Annotated in this window: 17 protein-coding genes; 6 read left to right on the top strand and 11 right to left on the bottom strand. The window is 65.8% G+C overall.

Annotated elements, in window-relative coordinates; translation table 11 throughout:
• From QOL62_RS18290 to QOL62_RS18275, 4 genes are all read right to left on the bottom strand, one after another.
• The coding region (locus QOL62_RS18290; protein ID WP_283407154.1) for an FAD-dependent oxidoreductase at positions 1-451 on the bottom strand (451 nt) is incomplete at its 3' end.
• Positions 452-551: 100 nt separating this feature from the next.
• Positions 552-1,532: an LLM class flavin-dependent oxidoreductase gene (locus QOL62_RS18285; RefSeq protein WP_103729911.1), complete on the bottom strand. Its 981-nt coding sequence runs from the start codon at positions 1,530-1,532 to the stop codon at positions 552-554.
• 12 nt (positions 1,533-1,544) lie between these two features.
• A complete protein-coding gene (locus QOL62_RS18280) occupies positions 1,545-2,438 on the bottom strand; it encodes a tetratricopeptide repeat protein (protein ID WP_283407153.1) in 894 nt (297 codons plus the stop codon).
• 6 nt (positions 2,439-2,444) lie between these two features.
• A complete protein-coding gene (locus QOL62_RS18275; protein WP_103729913.1) occupies positions 2,445-3,212 on the bottom strand; it encodes an alpha/beta hydrolase in 768 nt (255 codons plus the stop codon).
• Between the two features lie 120 nt (positions 3,213-3,332).
• On the opposite strand from QOL62_RS18275, the gene QOL62_RS18270 reads away from it, so the two are divergent.
• A complete protein-coding gene (locus QOL62_RS18270) occupies positions 3,333-4,670 on the top strand; it encodes a glycosyltransferase family 39 protein (protein WP_283407152.1) in 1,338 nt (445 codons plus the stop codon).
• Between the two features lie 4 nt (positions 4,671-4,674).
• Here the strand turns inward: QOL62_RS18270 and QOL62_RS18265 are convergent, their stop codons facing one another.
• Positions 4,675-4,806, bottom strand: coding sequence for a hypothetical protein (locus QOL62_RS18265; RefSeq protein WP_283407151.1), 132 nt, complete (start codon positions 4,804-4,806; stop codon positions 4,675-4,677).
• A 449-nt stretch (positions 4,807-5,255) separates the two neighbouring features.
• Between QOL62_RS18265 and thrS the strand changes: the two genes are divergently transcribed.
• Together thrS and QOL62_RS18255 are read left to right on the top strand one after the other, a co-directional pair.
• Positions 5,256-7,250, top strand: coding sequence for a threonine--tRNA ligase (thrS, locus tag QOL62_RS18260; protein ID WP_103729914.1), 1,995 nt, complete (start codon positions 5,256-5,258; stop codon positions 7,248-7,250).
• A complete protein-coding gene (locus QOL62_RS18255) occupies positions 7,247-7,921 on the top strand; it encodes a spermidine synthase (protein WP_103729915.1) in 675 nt (224 codons plus the stop codon). The genes thrS and QOL62_RS18255 overlap by 4 nt, the downstream gene beginning before the upstream one ends.
• Positions 7,922-7,986: 65 nt before the next feature.
• On the opposite strand, the gene QOL62_RS18250 is transcribed toward QOL62_RS18255, so the two are convergent.
• From QOL62_RS18250 to QOL62_RS18225, 6 genes are all read right to left on the bottom strand, one after another.
• Entirely contained in the window at positions 7,987-8,211 is a 225-nt protein-coding gene (locus QOL62_RS18250) for a hypothetical protein (protein ID WP_103729916.1), read from the bottom strand.
• A 10-nt stretch (positions 8,212-8,221) separates the two neighbouring features.
• Complete coding sequence (locus tag QOL62_RS18245) at positions 8,222-9,109, bottom strand: bestrophin family protein (protein WP_103729917.1); 888 nt, start codon at positions 9,107-9,109, stop codon at positions 8,222-8,224.
• A complete protein-coding gene (locus QOL62_RS18240) occupies positions 9,106-9,360 on the bottom strand; it encodes a hypothetical protein (RefSeq protein WP_233204019.1) in 255 nt (84 codons plus the stop codon). Before QOL62_RS18240 ends, QOL62_RS18245 begins: the two co-directional genes overlap by 4 nt.
• Positions 9,361-9,570: 210 nt before the next feature.
• Positions 9,571-9,702 carry a hypothetical protein gene (locus tag QOL62_RS18235; protein WP_255400462.1) on the bottom strand — a complete coding sequence of 44 codons (132 nt, stop codon included), beginning with the start codon at positions 9,700-9,702 and terminating at the stop codon, positions 9,571-9,573.
• A 41-nt stretch (positions 9,703-9,743) separates the two neighbouring features.
• Positions 9,744-10,736, bottom strand: a complete 993-nt coding sequence (locus QOL62_RS18230) for an agmatine deiminase family protein (protein WP_283407150.1) — start codon at positions 10,734-10,736, stop codon at positions 9,744-9,746.
• Positions 10,721-12,430 carry a M28 family metallopeptidase gene (locus QOL62_RS18225; RefSeq protein ID WP_283407149.1) on the bottom strand — a complete coding sequence of 570 codons (1,710 nt, stop codon included), beginning with the start codon at positions 12,428-12,430 and terminating at the stop codon, positions 10,721-10,723. The genes QOL62_RS18230 and QOL62_RS18225 overlap by 16 nt, the downstream gene beginning before the upstream one ends.
• 141 nt (positions 12,431-12,571) lie before the next feature.
• Here QOL62_RS18225 and QOL62_RS18220 point away from each other — a divergent pair, with 141 nt between their 5' ends.
• The 3 genes from QOL62_RS18220 to QOL62_RS18210 are packed head-to-tail and all read left to right on the top strand — an operon-like array spanning position 12,572 to position 16,568.
• Positions 12,572-15,292, top strand: coding sequence for a bifunctional [glutamine synthetase] adenylyltransferase/[glutamine synthetase]-adenylyl-L-tyrosine phosphorylase (locus QOL62_RS18220; protein WP_283407156.1), 2,721 nt, complete (start codon positions 12,572-12,574; stop codon positions 15,290-15,292).
• Entirely contained in the window at positions 15,289-15,762 is a 474-nt protein-coding gene (locus QOL62_RS18215; protein ID WP_283407148.1) for a peroxiredoxin, read from the top strand. The genes QOL62_RS18220 and QOL62_RS18215 overlap by 4 nt, the downstream gene beginning before the upstream one ends.
• Positions 15,762-16,568, top strand: a complete 807-nt coding sequence (locus QOL62_RS18210) for a ferritin-like domain-containing protein (RefSeq protein ID WP_283407147.1) — start codon at positions 15,762-15,764, stop codon at positions 16,566-16,568. The genes QOL62_RS18215 and QOL62_RS18210 overlap by 1 nt, the downstream gene beginning before the upstream one ends.
• Positions 16,569-16,591: the final 23 nt, after the last annotated feature.

The following is a 16,591-nucleotide window of genomic DNA, read 5'->3' as shown; positions in this document are numbered from 1 at the left end:
CGACGATGTTCTTCGTCCCGGCATCGACTTCGGCCATCAGCGTGTCGCAATCCTCACGGGTGCGCACGGCATGGACCCCGGCCAGCTCCGCGCCCGAGCACGACAGGCGGCGCGGGTCGCCCCCGGTCGCCCAGACAAGCTTGCCGTACCCCAGCGCACCGCCGCTCGAGAGCGTCAGTTCCTTGGCCACCGGATCCACTTTCGTGACCTCGGTGGACAGCCTGAAGGTCACCTCCTTCTCGGCCCAGAACGTCGGCGGGCGGATGTACAGACGATCGAACGTCTTCTCGCGCGCGAAGTACTCCTTGGAGAGCGGCGGACGCTCGTACGGGTACTCCGGCTCCCGGCCGATGACGGTGATGGTTCCCTCGAACCCGTTCTGGCGCAGGGCAAGCGCGCACTGCGCACCCCCATGCCCCGCTCCCACGATGACAACGTCTGCTTTTTCCATGGGCGCCTGCGTTCCGCAATTTTCGCGCGCGGTCAATGCCTCTCACGCAACCCCGTTGCGGTATTGCTCCTTAGCTTGTCCGTTCCCGCACCGGGTGCATCTATTTCAGGGCTTCCATCGTCAACTCGAGCGAACGGATTTGCGCCTCCGGATCGTAGGTAGCGACGCTGACGATCAACTCGTCCGCCTGAGTACGCGCCACGAATTCCTCGATACCCGAACGCACCGCCTGCGGGGTGCCCACCGCGGTGACCGACCGCACCTGCTCAAGCATGGCACGGGCCGCACCGGGAAGCCCGGCCCGGTAGTCGCGCACGGGCGGCTGCAGACGCCCCGGATTGCCCGAACGCAGCGCCACGAAGCTCTGGTCCGTGGAGGATGCGAGATAATGCGCTTCCTCGTCTGTGTCCGCCGCCAGGACATTGATCGCGGCCATGAAGTGCGGCTTCTTCAGGGTTTCCGAAGGCTGAAACCGCTCGCGGTAGACGCGGGCTGCGTCATCCAGGGCCGCAGGCGCGAAATGCGAGGCGAAGGCATAGGGCAGCCCCAGCATGGCAGCCAGTTGCGCGCCGAAGAGGCTTGACCCCAGTATCCACATCTCGACATCCGCTCCGGCGGCCTGCGGCGACGGCACTCCGCCTGCCGCCTGTCCGGCGAAGCGCGCCTGCAGTTCCACCACATCGTTGGGGAAGCGCTCGGCCGCGGCATGGATGTCCTTGCGCAAGGCATGGGCAAGCCGCCCGTCCGCGCCGGGTGCCCGGCCGAGGCCGAGATCGACCCGACCCGGGAAAAGCGCTGCCAGCGTGCCGAACTGCTCGGCTATGACATAGGGGGTGTGGTTGGGGAGCATGATCCCGCCCGCACCGATCCGGATCGTGCTGGTGGCGTTGCCAAGGTGCGCGAGCACCACGGACGTGGCGCCGCCGGCGATGCCCTCCATCCCGTGATGCTCTGCCACCCAGTAGCGCTTGTAGCCGGTGCGCTCGGCCGCCTGCGCTGTACGCACGCTGATGTCGAGGGCTTCGGCCACGGTTCCGCCCTCGCGGACGGTGACGAGATCGAGAACAGAAAGCGGAACCATGGGAAAACCTTTTTATTGTGCCTTGCCCGGCGCGGCCTCCGCACCAAGCTGGGAAAGATAATTGCGCGCCGTGGTCGCCGCGTCCGACTGCGGGGCTGCCGCGATCACGGAGTCCCAGCTCCGCCGCGCTGCGGCCTCGTTGCCGGACAACATGGCGATGACGCCGGCTTCAAGGCCGATCTCCGGATCCTGAGGCGCCAGGCCAGCGGCCTTTTCGATCTCCGCCTGCGCTTGCGACAGCTTGTCCTGCCGCCGGGAAAGCGTGGCGGAAAGCAGCCATGCCTGCGGATTTGACGGCTGAGCCGCACGCGCCTCGGCAAGGGCGTTTGCCGCCTCTTCCGGCTGCTTCACCGCGACAAGGCCACGCGCGCGGTCCAGTGCGATCGAGGCGGCAAGTTCGGTATCGCCGACGATCTTGGCATCGGTCGCGGCGGGGGCCAGCAGCGATAGCGCCTCTCCGGCCTTTCCGGCCGCCAGCCCCGCGTTCCCCGCCATAGCCCCGAGACGGGCCCGGCTGGCATGATCGGTTGCCTCAGCGGCATCGCGGGCATTGATGAAGGCGACCCGCGCCTCATCCCAGCGGTTCAGCTCGGACAGCGCGACGCCCAGACACAGCCCGGCCCGCACCCGCTCGCGCCCGATGGCATCCCCCAGCGCCGTCCGTGCGAGTTCTGCGGAGCGCTCGGGATTGGCCTCGACCGCGGCAAGGCAGCCATCGCCATCGGGGCCGCGGGAGGGCAGGGCGACATTACGGGCTTCACGGGCTCGCCTGTCCCGGTCCTCCTTGTCTTTCTTCTCGATGATCTCGATCGGAAGAGACGAGGCATAAGGCCGGGTCGCGCTGGGCAGCGCGGAGGCCGGTCCGACCTGGGCCATGAGGGGAAGCAGGAGAAGCACGGGGGACATGTCTATTCAGGACTCCGCAGAAGCCTCCGGCGCGCGCGGCAGCACCAGTTCCGCGACGGTGCGCAGCAGCAGGCGAATGTCACTATCGCGCGAGAGACGGTGATCGCCGTCCTTGACGAGAGTTACCTGCACATCCTGTGAACGCAGGCGTTCGGCCAGTTGCAGTGCGATGTCCCAGGGCACATCCGCGTCACGCTGGCCGTGCAGCAGGCGGACGGGAGCATCGATGGCGATCTCCCCCTCGAGCATGAGATTGGCCTGTCCGTCCGCCCAGAAGCCCGGGTGAGTCGGAGTCGGCTCCGGGCCGTAGGGATTGTCCTCGAAGATCGTCTCGCCGTCGGCCAGCAGGGCCTTGTCCATCTGCGGAATGCCCCACTCGGTGAAGTCCGGCGCAGCCGCGATGCCGACCAGGCCAGCCAGGCGATCGCCCAGCGCCAGCCCGGCCATGAGCATCAGCCATCCTCCCATCGAGGATCCCACGAGCACGATCTTCTCGTCCGTCTCGAGCGCCGCGATCAGGGCAAGGACCTCCGCCTTCCAGCGTGAAAGCGTGCCGTCGGCGAAATCGCCGGGGCTCTCTCCGCATCCGGAATAGTCGAACAGGAGGCAGGGAAGACCGCTGGCCCGAGCCATGTCGAACAGCGCAGCCGCCTTCGAACCGGCCATGTCGGACATGTAGCCCGGCAGGAAGACGATGACGGGGCCGTTGCCGGGCGTGAAGCGGTACGCGATGGAACGCCCGTCCGAAAGATCGAGGTAGCTGGTCGAAGTCATGGCCCCTTATTGGGAACCCGCACGCGCCACGGCAAGGCGGAGACCGTATTCGCCGTCGAAACCGCTGGACCACCTGCTGCGAATCGGCTTTTAGAACCCGATCAGCAACTTCGGGCCGACATGAGCGCCAAGGTCATCCGCTTTCCTTCCCGGCCTACCCGGCTTGCCTTGCGGCTTGAATGGTTCGCTTCCGATCGCCGGGTGCTGGCGGGCATATGGGCGATCTATCTCGCCCTGCGCGCGGCGGTGCTGCTGATCGACGTACAGCCGACGTCCGATGCCGAATGGTACTACCTGCGGGCGGCAAGTCTGGCTGCGGGGCAGGGTTACCTCGACAATGCGGGCGCTCCGACCGCATTCTGGCCGCCGGGCTGGCCGCTGGCGCTCAGCCTTGTGTTCTTCCAGTTCGGCGTGTCCACCGGCGTGGTGGGCCTGTTCAATCTGGCCTGCGCTGCACTTACCGGAGCGCTCACACTGGTGCTGGGGCGCCGCCTGTTCGGGTCCGAAGCGGCGGCGCGAGCGGGCCTTCTGCTGCTGGCCGTCTACCCGAACGCGATCGGCTATGTTCCGCTTGCCCTTACGGAAGTGTTCTACACCGCCCTTCTGATGACAGCGTGCTGGATCATCGTGGCCCGCAGTCATTGGCTGCACCTTGTCAGCGCCGGTGTGCTCTTCGGGTTCGCCACCCTCGTCAAGGCGCAGACGGTGGTTGTCATACCGGTTCTCTTCGCGATTGACTGGCTGCGCAAGGACCCTCTTCTCGGCCGCTTCCCGCGCCTCTTCGCAGAAGGCCTGCTGGTGCTGGCCGTGGCAGCGGCGACCGTGCTGCCCTGGACGATCCGCAACCAGGTGCAGCTTGGGCACTGGATCGCCGTCTCCACCAACGGGGGCTATACGCTGCTGACCGGCAACCACGACAGCGCCACAGGGGACTACTCCCCCGACGCCACCGTCGTGAAGGACCTCATGGCCCGCGCCGGGCTCGACGAAGCAAGCCGGGATGCCGCAGCGCGCGGGCTGGCCATCGCCTGGATCGCCGAGAACCCGGACCGCTTCCTCGAACTGGCTCCAAAGAAACTTCTTCGGCTCTGGCTACCCGATGGCGAAGCCGAGTGGGCCTACCAGGCCGGCGCACCGGGCTATGAGCGTATCGAAATAGCTTATCGCGCCGTTCGGCTGCTCAACCAGGCCTATTATCTGCTGCTGATGGCGGCGTTCGCGGTTGCCTTCTTCGTGATGGTCGCCCGTCGGCGGAAGGACGGCCAACGGTGGCTGGGCTGGTGGCTGACGCCCTATGGCATCGCGCTGTATCCAACGCTGATCTGCCTGGTATTCTCCGGTCAGTCCCGCTTCCACTACCCTGTCATGCCATGGGTTTGCATGACAGCCGGATGGCTTTCGATGGTCATTCTGGCCAAGCTGAGCGAACGCAGGCCAGCGGCACCTACCCTGCACTGAAGCGTCAGTAGAGGGTTGGCGCCATCACGCGCAGCACGAGCTTGCCATCGGTTCCCAAGGCACCCGTCAGCGTGCTTTCGCGCCGAGAGACGGGCTCGTCCCAGGCCTGAACCACGCCAATGGAGAGAGCAAGCACCGCAGCAATGGCAACTGCGACGCCTATTCGTGTACCTCGTCTGCGTCGGTGTGGCCCGGAAGCCATCGCTCACCCCTACGTTGTCGCGTAAGGCCGATCTTACAGCATCGCCATCGGGAGCGAAAGACCGTTGGCGCCCTGCGTGAGGACCGTCGTTGGATGGTCTTTGGCGAGCCGATGCCGAGATTCGCCTCATGCCGCCATCGTCCACGGCCACGATGACTATCGGACGACCCGGCTTCCCCCGGCGTGGTGGATGGCCGCCTGAACGCGAGCATCCCCACCCGGCTCTGGCGAAAACGGCGTCTGTTCCAGCATGCGAAGCCATTTAACGGACGCCGCACCTTCACCTGAAGGCCCGCTTGTGCCATGGCGCGCTCCAAATCCCAGACGCTTTGCCGCCCACATGCTTTGGTATCGCATGGGGCAAACGAAAGATGAGTCCGTCCATGTCCGAAATGTTCAAGATCAGCCTTCCCGACGGTTCCGTTCGCGAGATGCCGCAGGGATCGACTCCTGCTGATGTCGCTGCAGCCATCGGCCCGGGCCTTGCCAAGGCGGCCCTTGCCGCGAAGATCAACGGCGAACTGGTTGACCTGTCCCTTCCGTTCACCGGCGATTCGCAGCTCGCGCTGATCACCAGCCGCGACGAGGCCGAAGCGCTGGATCTGGCCCGGCACGATTACGCGCACATTCTGGCCGAAGCCGTGCAGGCGCTGTTCCCCGGAACGCAGATCACCTTCGGCCCATCGACGGACGACGGTTTCTACTATGACTTCGCGCCGAAGGACCGCCCGTTCACGGACGAGGACCTGCCCGCGATCGAAGCGGAAATGCGCAGGATCATCGCCGCCGACAAGCCGCTGCGCCGCGAAGTCTGGGATCGGGAACAGCTCATCAGCCGCTGGAAGCAGCAGGGCGAGACGTTCAAGGCCGAATGGGCCGCCGAACTGCCGGGTGACGAGCCGCTGACGGTCTACTGGTCCGGCGAGGACTGGCTCGACATGTGCCGCGGCCCGCACCTGCCCTCCACCGGCAAGCTGGATCCGAGCGCCTTCAAGCTGACGCGGGTCTCGGGCGCCTACTGGCGCGGCGACCAGAACAACGCGATGCTCAGCCGCATCTACGGCACCGGCTGGCTGAACAAGAAGCAACTCTCCGCACACCTGACGCGCCTTGAGGAGGCCGCGAAGCGCGACCATCGCAAGCTCGGCAACGAAATGGACCTGTTCCATCTTCAAGCCGAAGCGCACGGTTCGGTCTTCTGGCACCCCAAGGGCTACCTGATCTGGCGTGAACTGGAAGCGTACATGCGCCGCGCCATCGACGGCGCCGGTTATCGCGAGGTGAAGACCCCGCAGGTCATGGACGCGCGCCAGTGGGAGCAGTCGGGTCACTGGGGCAAGTACCGCGAGAACATGTTCGTCATTCCGGACGAAGTGCCCAATGTGGAGGACGAAGGCCCGATCGTGTCGGATGCGGCGGAGTGGATGGCGCTCAAGCCGATGAACTGCCCTGCGCACGTCCTGATCTTCCGCCAGGGGATCAAGTCGTACCGCGAACTGCCGATGCGCCTCTACGAGAACGGCTGCTGCCACCGCAACGAACCGCACGGCGCGCTTCACGGCCTGATGCGCGTGCGCCAGTTCACGCAGGATGATGCCCACATCTTCTGCCGCGAGGATCAGATCGTGAGCGAAGTCCAGGCGTTCTGCGAACTGGCCGACCGCATCTACAAGGACTTCGGCTTCACCTATTCCATCAAGCTTGCCCTGCGTCCCGAAAAGCGCTTCGGCAGCGACGAGATGTGGGACAAGGCCGAGGACGAGCTGCGCAACGCTGTGGTCCGCGCCGGTCTTGCCACCGAGGAATATGGCTGGGAGGAACTGCCCGGCGAAGGCGCCTTCTACGCGCCCAAGCTGGAATGGCACCTGACCGACGCGATCGGCCGCACCTGGCAGGTCGGCACGATCCAGTCCGACCGCGTGCTGCCTGAGCGCCTCGACGCCAGCTACATCGGCGAGGACGGCGAGAAGCACCGCCCGGTCATGTTGCACCGCGCGATCTTCGGCTCGTACGAACGCTTCATCGGCATCCTGATCGAACACTTTGCGGGCAAGCTGCCGGTGTGGCTTGCGCCGGTGCAGGCGGTCGTCGCCACGATCGTGTCCGACGCCGACGGCTATGCCGCCGAAGTCACGGCCAAACTGAAGGCCGCGGGCGTTCGCACCGAAACGGACCTGCGCAACGAGAAGATCAACTACAAGGTGCGCGAGCATTCGCTGAAGAAGGTTCCGCACCTTCTCGTGGTGGGCAAGCGGGAGGCCGAGGAAGGCACCGTGGCGATCCGCACGCTGGGCGCCGAGCACCAGAAGGTCATGTCGCTTGAGGACGCGATCGCGCTGCTCAAGGGTGAGGCTCTGGCTCCGGACTTGAAGGCATGATCCAGCGCGAGCTCATCGACACCGCGTGGGTTCCGGGCGGAGAAAAGCTCGAGCTTTTCAAGCACGACCAGGACTTCATGATCGTGCTCGGTCACAACGAGTTGATGAGCACGCGCAAGTGGGGGTCGGAGGAAGCTCTCGCGACGATGGCATGGGAGCGCATCCGGAACTCCCGGCGGCCTCACATGCTGATTGGCGGCTACGGCATGGGTTTCACTCTCAGGGCGGCCCTGAAGGTGATGCCCGAAAACGCTCAGGCAACCGTGGTGGAACTCGTGCCCGAGATCATCGAATGGGCGCGTGGCCCCATGGCGCATGTCCAGCAGGGCTGCCTGGACGATCCGCGCGTGAACCTGCTGATGGGCGACGTCTCCACCGTCATCGGCGCGGGCATGGGCGATTACGACGCCATCCTGCTCGACGTCGATAACGGGCCGGACGGTCTGGTGCGGGAGGACAACAACGTCCTCTATTCCCTCGCGGGTCTACGGGCGGCCAAGCGGGCGCTGACACCGGACGGCGTGCTGGCGATCTGGTCCGCAGGGCCAGATCCTGCGTTCACCCGGCGGCTGGAAAAGGCCGGGTTCTTCGTCAACGAGGTGAAGGTCGCTTCACGGAGCAACGGCAAGGGGCCCAAGCACGTGATCTGGTTCGCGTCGAAGAAGGAATAAGGACACATCCCGGGGGCGTCGGAGACCTTCGCCCCCTGCCCCGTTGCCGCTCGTGGCGCGCGGATTCAGCGCGGCGGTAGCGACGATGGAGAGGGGCCATGCTCCTTCGCCTTCTTCGAGCCAGCTGTCGCGACGGCCACGATCACCGCACTGCCCAGAAGGATGCCGGTCACCATCGCGCCAATCGCAAGAAGCCCGACCGGGCTGAGATCCGCCCGCGCTTCTGCGCTGAAAACCTTGCCGAAGCGCAACGCGGCGCTGGCGACCTGACGATCCGTGTAAAGCTTCATGCGGTGACGATTACCACAGCACGCCGTGCCTGTCAGGCGTGACCGGCTCCGGCGCGTCCTCGCCGATGGACTGAAGCAGGTCGATCTCGATCGTGCGGCACATGGCGTTGAGTGGCAGGTCGTGGACGTCGTTGGCGAAAGGGTCGACGAGATCGTCGCCGATTGCGAGGACCGCCAGGAACATCAGCCCCGCCATCGTCGAACCCAGCGGCGTCGCGAACTGCAGCGTCTCGACCAGCCCGATCGGCAGGAGAACGCAAAACAGGTGCGTGAAGACTTTCGGTATGAAGCGGTACTGGAAGGGCAGCGGCGTGTTCTTCAACCGCTCCATGCCGCCTTGCGCGTTTGCGATGTCGACGAGGACGGCCTCCATCTGCGCCTGCTGGATGGTGTCAATCCAGCCTTTGCGGCGTGCTTCGTCGATACGGCGGCCGGTGCCGTCAAGGATACCGTTGGCCACATTGACACGCTGGAGCGCCAGGTCCTTCTCATGCTTGGGAAGAAGGCGCAGAACCTCTTCGTCCTGTGGCAGACGGCGCAACTGGCAGCGCAGTGCATTCACGTAGGCGATCTGACGGTAGACGATCTTCCGCTTCAGGTCCGAGGCATCGGGATCGGGCATGAAGTTGCGGGCAGCACGCGCGATGTTGCGGCTGGCGTTGATCATCAGACCCCAGAGCCCGCGCCCCTCCCACCAGCGCTGGTAGGCCGAGTTGCTGCGGAAGCCGAGGAACAGCGCAAGCGCCGAGCCAAACAAAGTGATAGGCAGTTCCGGTGCCGTGAAGGGCAGGACGTAGTAGGTGATCGTCACCACCACATCCCATACGAACAGAAGAGCCAGCGGCTTCCAGATCTCCTGAAAGACGCGACGGGAACCGGGTATCTTGGCTACGATCATGGGGTCTTGAGAGGCTCCGCGCTTACCGGTTGACCCACTGCCGGCCCCACTCTGGGTGCCCTCTCACTGGCACGAGCCATGGCGACAGAGCTCCCGGTAGCAGGCCGGATCGAGAACCAGTCTACACGGTCCACCGCCACGAGGAAGCCCAGAACGCCGCAGCCGAACAGGAAAAGCAGACCGTTTCCAATCAGCGATTCGCGCAAGCGGGCCCGGTCGCGATCGCGGTCGTGGTCATTCATGTTGCGCATTGTCGTCTCCACCAAACGAGGAGCCTTGAGAGTGGGTGCCGGTGGTTTCAATTGCATCATCGGAATGCGACAAAATTTTGCTGCATCGCAATATGAAGGTGTGCAGTGCAGCAAGTGCGGCGGACTGCTGCTGCCCGCTGCCCGTATGACGCTGACGTGACGACGTTTACCGCCGGATCACCGCCTGGACCGTCCGGCACCCTGTAGAGGTCAGAACGGCAATGCGTCGCGCGCCAGGATGAGCGCCAGCGCACAACCGCTCACGATCAGGGGGCGCAGCCACTCGATACCGGTGCCGGAGAGATGAGCCTGCGCAAGAGCCACGATAGGTGCCATGCGCACGGCTATGCGCGCGCATGGGTTTCCAAAGTGTTACGGGTTTTCTACGCGGAGGGCATCTGCTGGCTGGAGCAGTGGAAGGATCCACCGCCGGCCAGCACCGCATCGGCCATGATGCCCACCGTATCGCGATCCGGGAACAGCGCGGCAATGGCGGCTACCCCCTCGTCGTCATGCGCCGTGCCGTAGATCGGGACGACCACCAGCCTGGAGGTTATCGCGAAATTCATGTAGCTCGCGGGTTCGATCCGGCCGTCGGTCTCCACCCTCCCCGGCGAGGGCACTTCGACGACCTCGACACCCATCGCCTCGGCACGCGCTTTGGCATCCGCGTAGATCGCGGCGTTCGGATCATTCGGTCCAGTGGCGCGAGGCACCGCCAGCCGGTTCGGGGCCACGAACCGCGCGAGGTTGTCGACATGGCCGTCGGTGTGATCGTTGATGAGCCCCTCGCCCAGCCACAGCACCCGGTCATAGCCAAGATCGCGCGCCAGCCGCATGTCCAGGTCGGCGCGGGTCAGGTGCGGGTTACGGTTGGGATTGAGGAATACCTGCTCGGTAACCGCCACCAGTCCGGTGCCGTCACCGTCGATCGCTCCGCCCTCGAGGATCCAGTCGCCCGTCTCGACACTGAGGCCGGCTTCACGCGCCAGTTCCTCGCCGATCTCCTGGTCCCCGTCCATCAGGTACTTCCCGCCCCAGCCGTTGAAGCCGAAACGCATGGCCTTACGATGGCCGTGCGCATCGGTGACGACCAGCGGGCCGGTGTCCCTGAGCCACACGTCGCCATAGCGCCGCGTGTCCAGCTTCACCGTCTCCGACACCAGTTCCGATGCCCGCGCGCGATTGGTTTCATCGCGCACGATGAGGCGGACTTCCTGGCCGCTTTCCGCAACGGCGTTGGCGAAGGCGGCCATCTGCTCCTGCGCCCGTTCGAGGAAACCGGGCCACTCGACCGGGTCATGGGGGAACCCGATCCAGATCCAGTCCTGCGGGCTCCATTCGGGCGGAAGGGCGAAAGTCACTTGGTGTTGCATCCTTTGGTCGCTGCGGCGCATGCCTTGTCGCGAACGGCGCGGAATTCGTCGCCCTTGCGCCAGTTCGGCCAGGTGGTGCCATCCGCCAGTTCGCGGCCGAGCGCGTAGAAGAGTTCGACGTCCTGCGCGATCCCGCTCCAGTCCCAGTCCTCAGAATATTCATCGGCCGGGCCATGGTACTGGTCCTGGTTGTAAGCCTGGGCCGCCTTTTCACCGGCCACCGTTCCGCCCGAGGCAAGATCGTTGCTGCGCCCGACATTGAACATCGGCACGCCGCGCTTGGCGAGGCTGAAATGGTCGGAGCGGTAGTAGCCGCCATGTTCGGGATGATCTTCCGGGACGTCCGATAGGCCACGCGCCGCCAGCGCCTTGAGGTAGATGTCCCCCAGCTCGGACTTGTCTCCCCCGGTCTGGGTATAGGATTTCGCCCGGCCCGTAGGCAGCAACGCGTCCACGTTCACGCCGCCGACCGTGTGATCGAGCGGGTAGATGGGATTGGCAGCGTAGTATTCCGAACCCAGCAGTCCCGACTCTTCGAGGGTGAGGGCCACAAAGACCTGGCTCCGCTCGGCCGCACCCGCTTCGGCGTTCATCTTCGCGATAGCTGTGATCGCGGCCACGCCGTCGGCGTTGTCCACCGCACCGTTGCAGATGTCGTCACCGGTCTTGTCCGCCGTGCAGCGGCCAAGGTGGTCCCAATGCGCCGAGTAGAGCACGACCTCATCGGGGCGGGACGTGCCGGGCAGGATGCCGACGACGTTGCTTGAGGTGGACCGCCGGATGGCGTTGTCGAAGCCGAGGCCCGCCGTGAGGCCAAGCGGCACGGCCTTGAAACCCTTCGTCTGAGCCGCCTTGGTGAGCGCCGCCAAGTCCTTACCCGCCGCTTTGAAGATGGCTTCCGCCACCGGCTTCTGCACCCAGCCGTTCGCCATGGTCTGGTCCATGGCATCGTTCGGCGTCTGGACCGAATACTGCGCGCCGGTCCAGCTCGAATTGACGACATTCCAGCCATAGGCGGCGGGGAAGGTGTCATGGACGATCAACGCGGCCGTCGCGCCCTGACGGGCTGCTTCCTCGAACTTGTAGGTCCAGCGGCCATAATAGGTCATGCGGCGCCCCCGGAAGAGCCCCTCCTCACCCTTCATCGCGTAGTCGGGGTCGTTGACGAGGATGACCGCGGTCTTGCCCTTCATGTCGACGCCTGCGTAGTCGTTCCAGCCGAGTTCGGGCGCGTTGATGCCGTATCCCACGAAGACCAGTTCGCTGTTTGCGATCCGGGTCTTTGGCGTCACGCGGTAGCTGACCGCCACGAAATCTTCGCCTGGCTTGAACGACAGCTGTGTCGAGGGACCGCCGATGGTGAGGGGCGTATGGTTCTGCGCCGTGATCTCGACCGTGGGAACGGCCTGCAGCCACTCACCCTTGTTGCCCGGCTGGAGCCCGGCCGCCTTGAACTGCGCGATGATGTAGTCGAGCACCCTCGGCTCTGTCGCAGTGCTGGGTGCGCGCCCCTCGAAGTCGTCGGCTGACAGGCGCCGGGTCACCTCCTTCATCAGGTCGACCGGCACGTCCGGCTGGGCGCCGGCCTCCGGCGGCGGGGGCAGCGCTGTCCCTTTGGGCAATGCGCCGCTCTGGCCCGCAGCGGCCACCGACAGGCCAAGGGCAACGACGGCAAGGGGCATGTAAACCTTCATCAAGGCACCTCATCTGGAAGAACCTCACAGGTGCCAGACCCGATTGTGAGGCACAAGTGGCGGCACGAGGATGAGCAGCAAGGCTCGGCGGGGTTGTTCGCCCCTATTGCCCGGCGCGGCGTCACGGGGCAGGAAGCGGGCATGAGTGCCGACTGGACAAGCGCCATCGCCCGCGCCCGCGCCCACGCCCCTTTCCTCGCCAGCGCGCTGGATCGCCTGCCGGGCATCACTGAGCGTCTGGAGGCGGGGGACGGTGAAGGCGCCCTTGCGCTGGCCCGTGAGGCCGGAACCAGCGCGCCCGATACCGGCGCCGCGCTCCGGCGGGAGAAGCAGGCTCTCAGCCTGGCGCTCGCCATAGGCGACCTGGCCGGCGCCTTCCCTCTTCTTGAAGTGACCGGCACGCTCTCCTCCTTCGCGGACCGCGCTCTGGACGCCGCGATCGTCGCAGGCATCCGGCGGCGCGTGCCGGACTACGACCCCTCGCAGCCCAAAGGGTTCTTCGCACTGGCGCTCGGCAAGCATGGCGCGCGCGAGCTCAACTACAGCTCGGACATTGACCCTATCCTCCTGTTCGATCCCCTGGTCCTGCCTCGCCGCGAACGCGACGAACCCGGCGAGGCTGCCCAGCGCGTGGCCCGCACGGTCGTCGAAACGCTGTCGCGCGTGGATCACGAAGGTTATGTCTTTCGGGTCGATCTGCGCCTTCGTCCCGCATCCGAGGTAAGCCCGCTTGCCATCCCGGTGGCCGGTGCTCTCTCGCACTATGAATCGTCCGCCCTCACATGGGAGCGTGCGGCCTTCATTCGCGCACGCGCCTGCGCCGGCGATGTCGAGGCGGGCGAGGAGTTCCTGACCGCGATCCGCCCTTTCGTGTGGCGCCGTAGTCTGGACTTCGGCGCCATCACGGAGATCGGGCGGCTGACCGCCCAGATCCGGGCGAGCGCACGCGGCAGTTCGCGGGTCGGCCCGGGCTTCGATCTCAAGAAGGGGCGCGGCGGCATCCGTGAAGTGGAGTTCTACGCGCAGACCCACCAGCTGATACATGGCGGTCGCCATCCCGCCCTTCGCCTGCGCGGCACCCGCGCCACGCTGGACGCGCTGGCGGTGGCCGGGCTGATACCGCTTGAAGAGGCGGTGCTGCTCGGGGAAAGCTACGACCGCCTGCGTACGATCGAGCACCGCCTGCAGATGATGCAGGATCAGCAGACGCACAGCCTTCCCAAAAGTGCCGAAGGAATCGAAGCCGTCGCCCGGCTTGACGGTCTGGACAGCGGACAGGGCCTGCTGGACGAGCTGACCTCGATCACCGAGGCTGTGGGCGAACGCTACGACACGCTCATCATGGCCAGCGTTCCGAGCGGCGCAGTGCCGGTGTCGGTGCCCGATCAGTCCACCCTGCCCGAAGATCTCGAGGCGCTCGGCTTCGCCGATCCGGCGGGACTGGCGCAACGGATCGACGGCTGGCTCGGCGGCAAGGTTCGGGCGCTGCGATCGGAGGCGGCGCGGACCGCGTTCGCCGCCATTCGAAGGGATCTGCTCGCCGCGATCGCCTCCGCGCCTGACCCGGAGCGGGCGCTCGCCCGGTGGGAAGAACTGCTCGGAAACCTGCCCAGCGCGATCAACCTGTTCAACCTGCTCCAGGCTCGTCCGGCCCTGATCGACATGCTGGCCCGCATCCTTGGCCTCGCACCGCCGCTCGCCGACGCGCTCGCCCGGAGGGCAGACCTGCTCGACCCGCTGATCGACGCCAGCGCCTTCGATCTTCCCGGCCCGGTGGAGGAGCTCGTGGCCGAGTTCCGTCGCTTTGAGGCCGGTGACGATTACGAACGCAAGCTTGACGCCGTGCGCCGCAAGGTGGGTGAACTGCGTTTCAAGCTTGGCGTCCAACTCATCGAGGGGGTCAACGATCCGGTCGCCGTGGGCCACGCGCTGGCGCGCATCGCGGAGGCGGCGCTGGTCGTACTCACGGATGCCGCGATCGAAGAATTCCGCCGTACGCACGGCCGGGTGGCCGGTAGCGAAATGCTGATCCTGGGGCTTGGCCGCATGGGCGGCGGCGTCCTCACGCACGCTTCCGACCTCGACCTCGTCTACCTGTTCGACGGTGACTACCAGTCGGAATCGGACGGGCGGCGCCCGCTCGGAGCCACCCATTACTACAACCGCCTGTCACAGCGCGCGATCTCCGCCCTGTCGGTAGCCACCGCCCAAGGCGCCCTGTTCGAAGTCGACACCCGGCTCCGGCCTTCAGGGGAACAGGGCCCACCCGCCGCCAGTCTCGACAGCTTCGAGCGCTACCAGCGCGAGCAGGCGTGGACGTGGGAACATATGGCGCTCTGCCGTGCGCGGCCCCTCTACGGTTCGGACCAGGGTCGCAGAGCCCTTGCCGAAATCGTGCGAAGTGTCCTTACCGCCCCGCGCGACGCCGACAAGCTGCGGCGCGATGTGCTGGAAATGCGCGAGAAGATGGCGCGGCACAAACCGCCAGGCGGAGCGCTGGACGTGAAGCTGATGCGCGGTGGGCTGGTCGACCTCGAGTTCATCATCCACTTCGTACAGTTGCGCGAGGGTGGACCGGGGCTCAATCCCGATCTCGGGGAGGCGGTTCGCGCGCTGGCCGCGGAAGGTCTCGTGCGTGACGCTTTGGGGGACGCGCACGACACACTGACGCGCCTGCTCGTGGCGGGACGCCTCCTCGCTCCGGACGCGCGCGTACCCGCTCCCGCCGCGCGTCTGGCTCTCGTGCGTGCGTGCGGCTATGGCGACTGGGAGACGCTGGAAGCCGGACTGGCCGAGGCCCGCCGCAACATCGCGGAGGCATGGCACGATGCGTTCGGCGAGACCCTGGAGATAGAAGCATGATGACCCGCCCGCACACCGGCGACCTGTTCCCCGACATCGCGCTGGAGACGCCGGAGGGCGGCACGGTGAAACCCTCCGACTTTGCGGGCAAGAAGCTGGTGGTGTTTTTCTATCCCAAGGACAACACCCTCGGCTGCACGACCGAGAACCTAGATTTCTCCGCGCTGAAGGGCGAGTTCGACGCTGCCGGCGTGGCGCTGCTCGGCGTCAGCAAGGACGCGCCGAAGAAGCACCAGAACTTCATCGCCAAGCACGAGTTGAAGGCCCCGCTCGCGACGGACGCCGAGGAAAACGGCCTTTCGGACGCGCTGGGTATCTGGACGGAGAAGCAGAACTACGGGCGCACTTATATGGGCATGGTGCGGACCACCTACCTGATCGGCCCCGACGGCCGGATCGCGCAGGTCTGGGACAAGGTGAAGGTGAAGGACCACGCCGCGAAGGTCCTGGAGGCCGCAAAGGCTCTCTGATGCACTCCAACGGCCCCTGCGTGACCGTCTCGGCCGCGATACGCCTTGCCCTGTGCGAAAGCGATCCGCGGGCCAAGGTCATGCTCGCCCGCAAAGTGGCGCGGGACTGGCGCGTCGGCCAGCTCGACTTCGTGTTCGATGCCGCCATGCCCGAGACACCGGGCAGGCCTGAGGCACCGGTACTTCTGGCGCCGGGCCAGATGCCCAAGCGCGGCAAGGCCGGCTCCGAACGCGGCCGGATCGCCTTGTGGCATGCCCTGGCTCACATCGAGTTCGTCGCTATCGACCTGGCGCTCGACATGGCCGGGCGGTTCGGGGAACAGATGGGCCGATCGTTCGTGTCGGACTTCCTGGGCGTGGCTGCTGACGAAGCCATGCATTTCATGCTGCTTGAGCGGCATCTGCATACATTGGGCAGCCACTACGGCGCCCTTCCCGCACACGACGGCCTGTGGAGCGCTGCACACGACACCCGCCACGACGTCGCCGCGCGGCTCGCCGTGGTGCCGATGGTGCTTGAAGCGCGGGGGCTGGACGTCACGCCAACGACCATTGCACGTGTCGAGTCGGTGGGAGACTTCCGGGGCGCACGCATCCTCAAACGAATTCTTGACGACGAAATTCGGCACGTCCGATTTGGCGCAAACTATTTCGAAATGGCGGCGAAACGACTCGCCGCTGACCCGTCCGAACTTTGGAAAACCTTGGTTTCCCGCCACTTTCCGGGATCTCTGAAACCACCGTTCAACGACTCGGCGCGCCTTGCAGCCGGTTTATCGCGGGATCTGTATACAGCGCTTGCCTGAGCCGAAGCTAACGACATAAGTCA

Source organism: Novosphingobium panipatense, assembly GCF_900182875.1.
Taxonomy (GTDB): domain Bacteria; phylum Pseudomonadota; class Alphaproteobacteria; order Sphingomonadales; family Sphingomonadaceae; genus Novosphingobium; species Novosphingobium panipatense.
The sequence above is the reverse complement of the archived record's forward strand: the minus strand, read 5'-3'. Positions and strand labels throughout refer to the sequence as shown.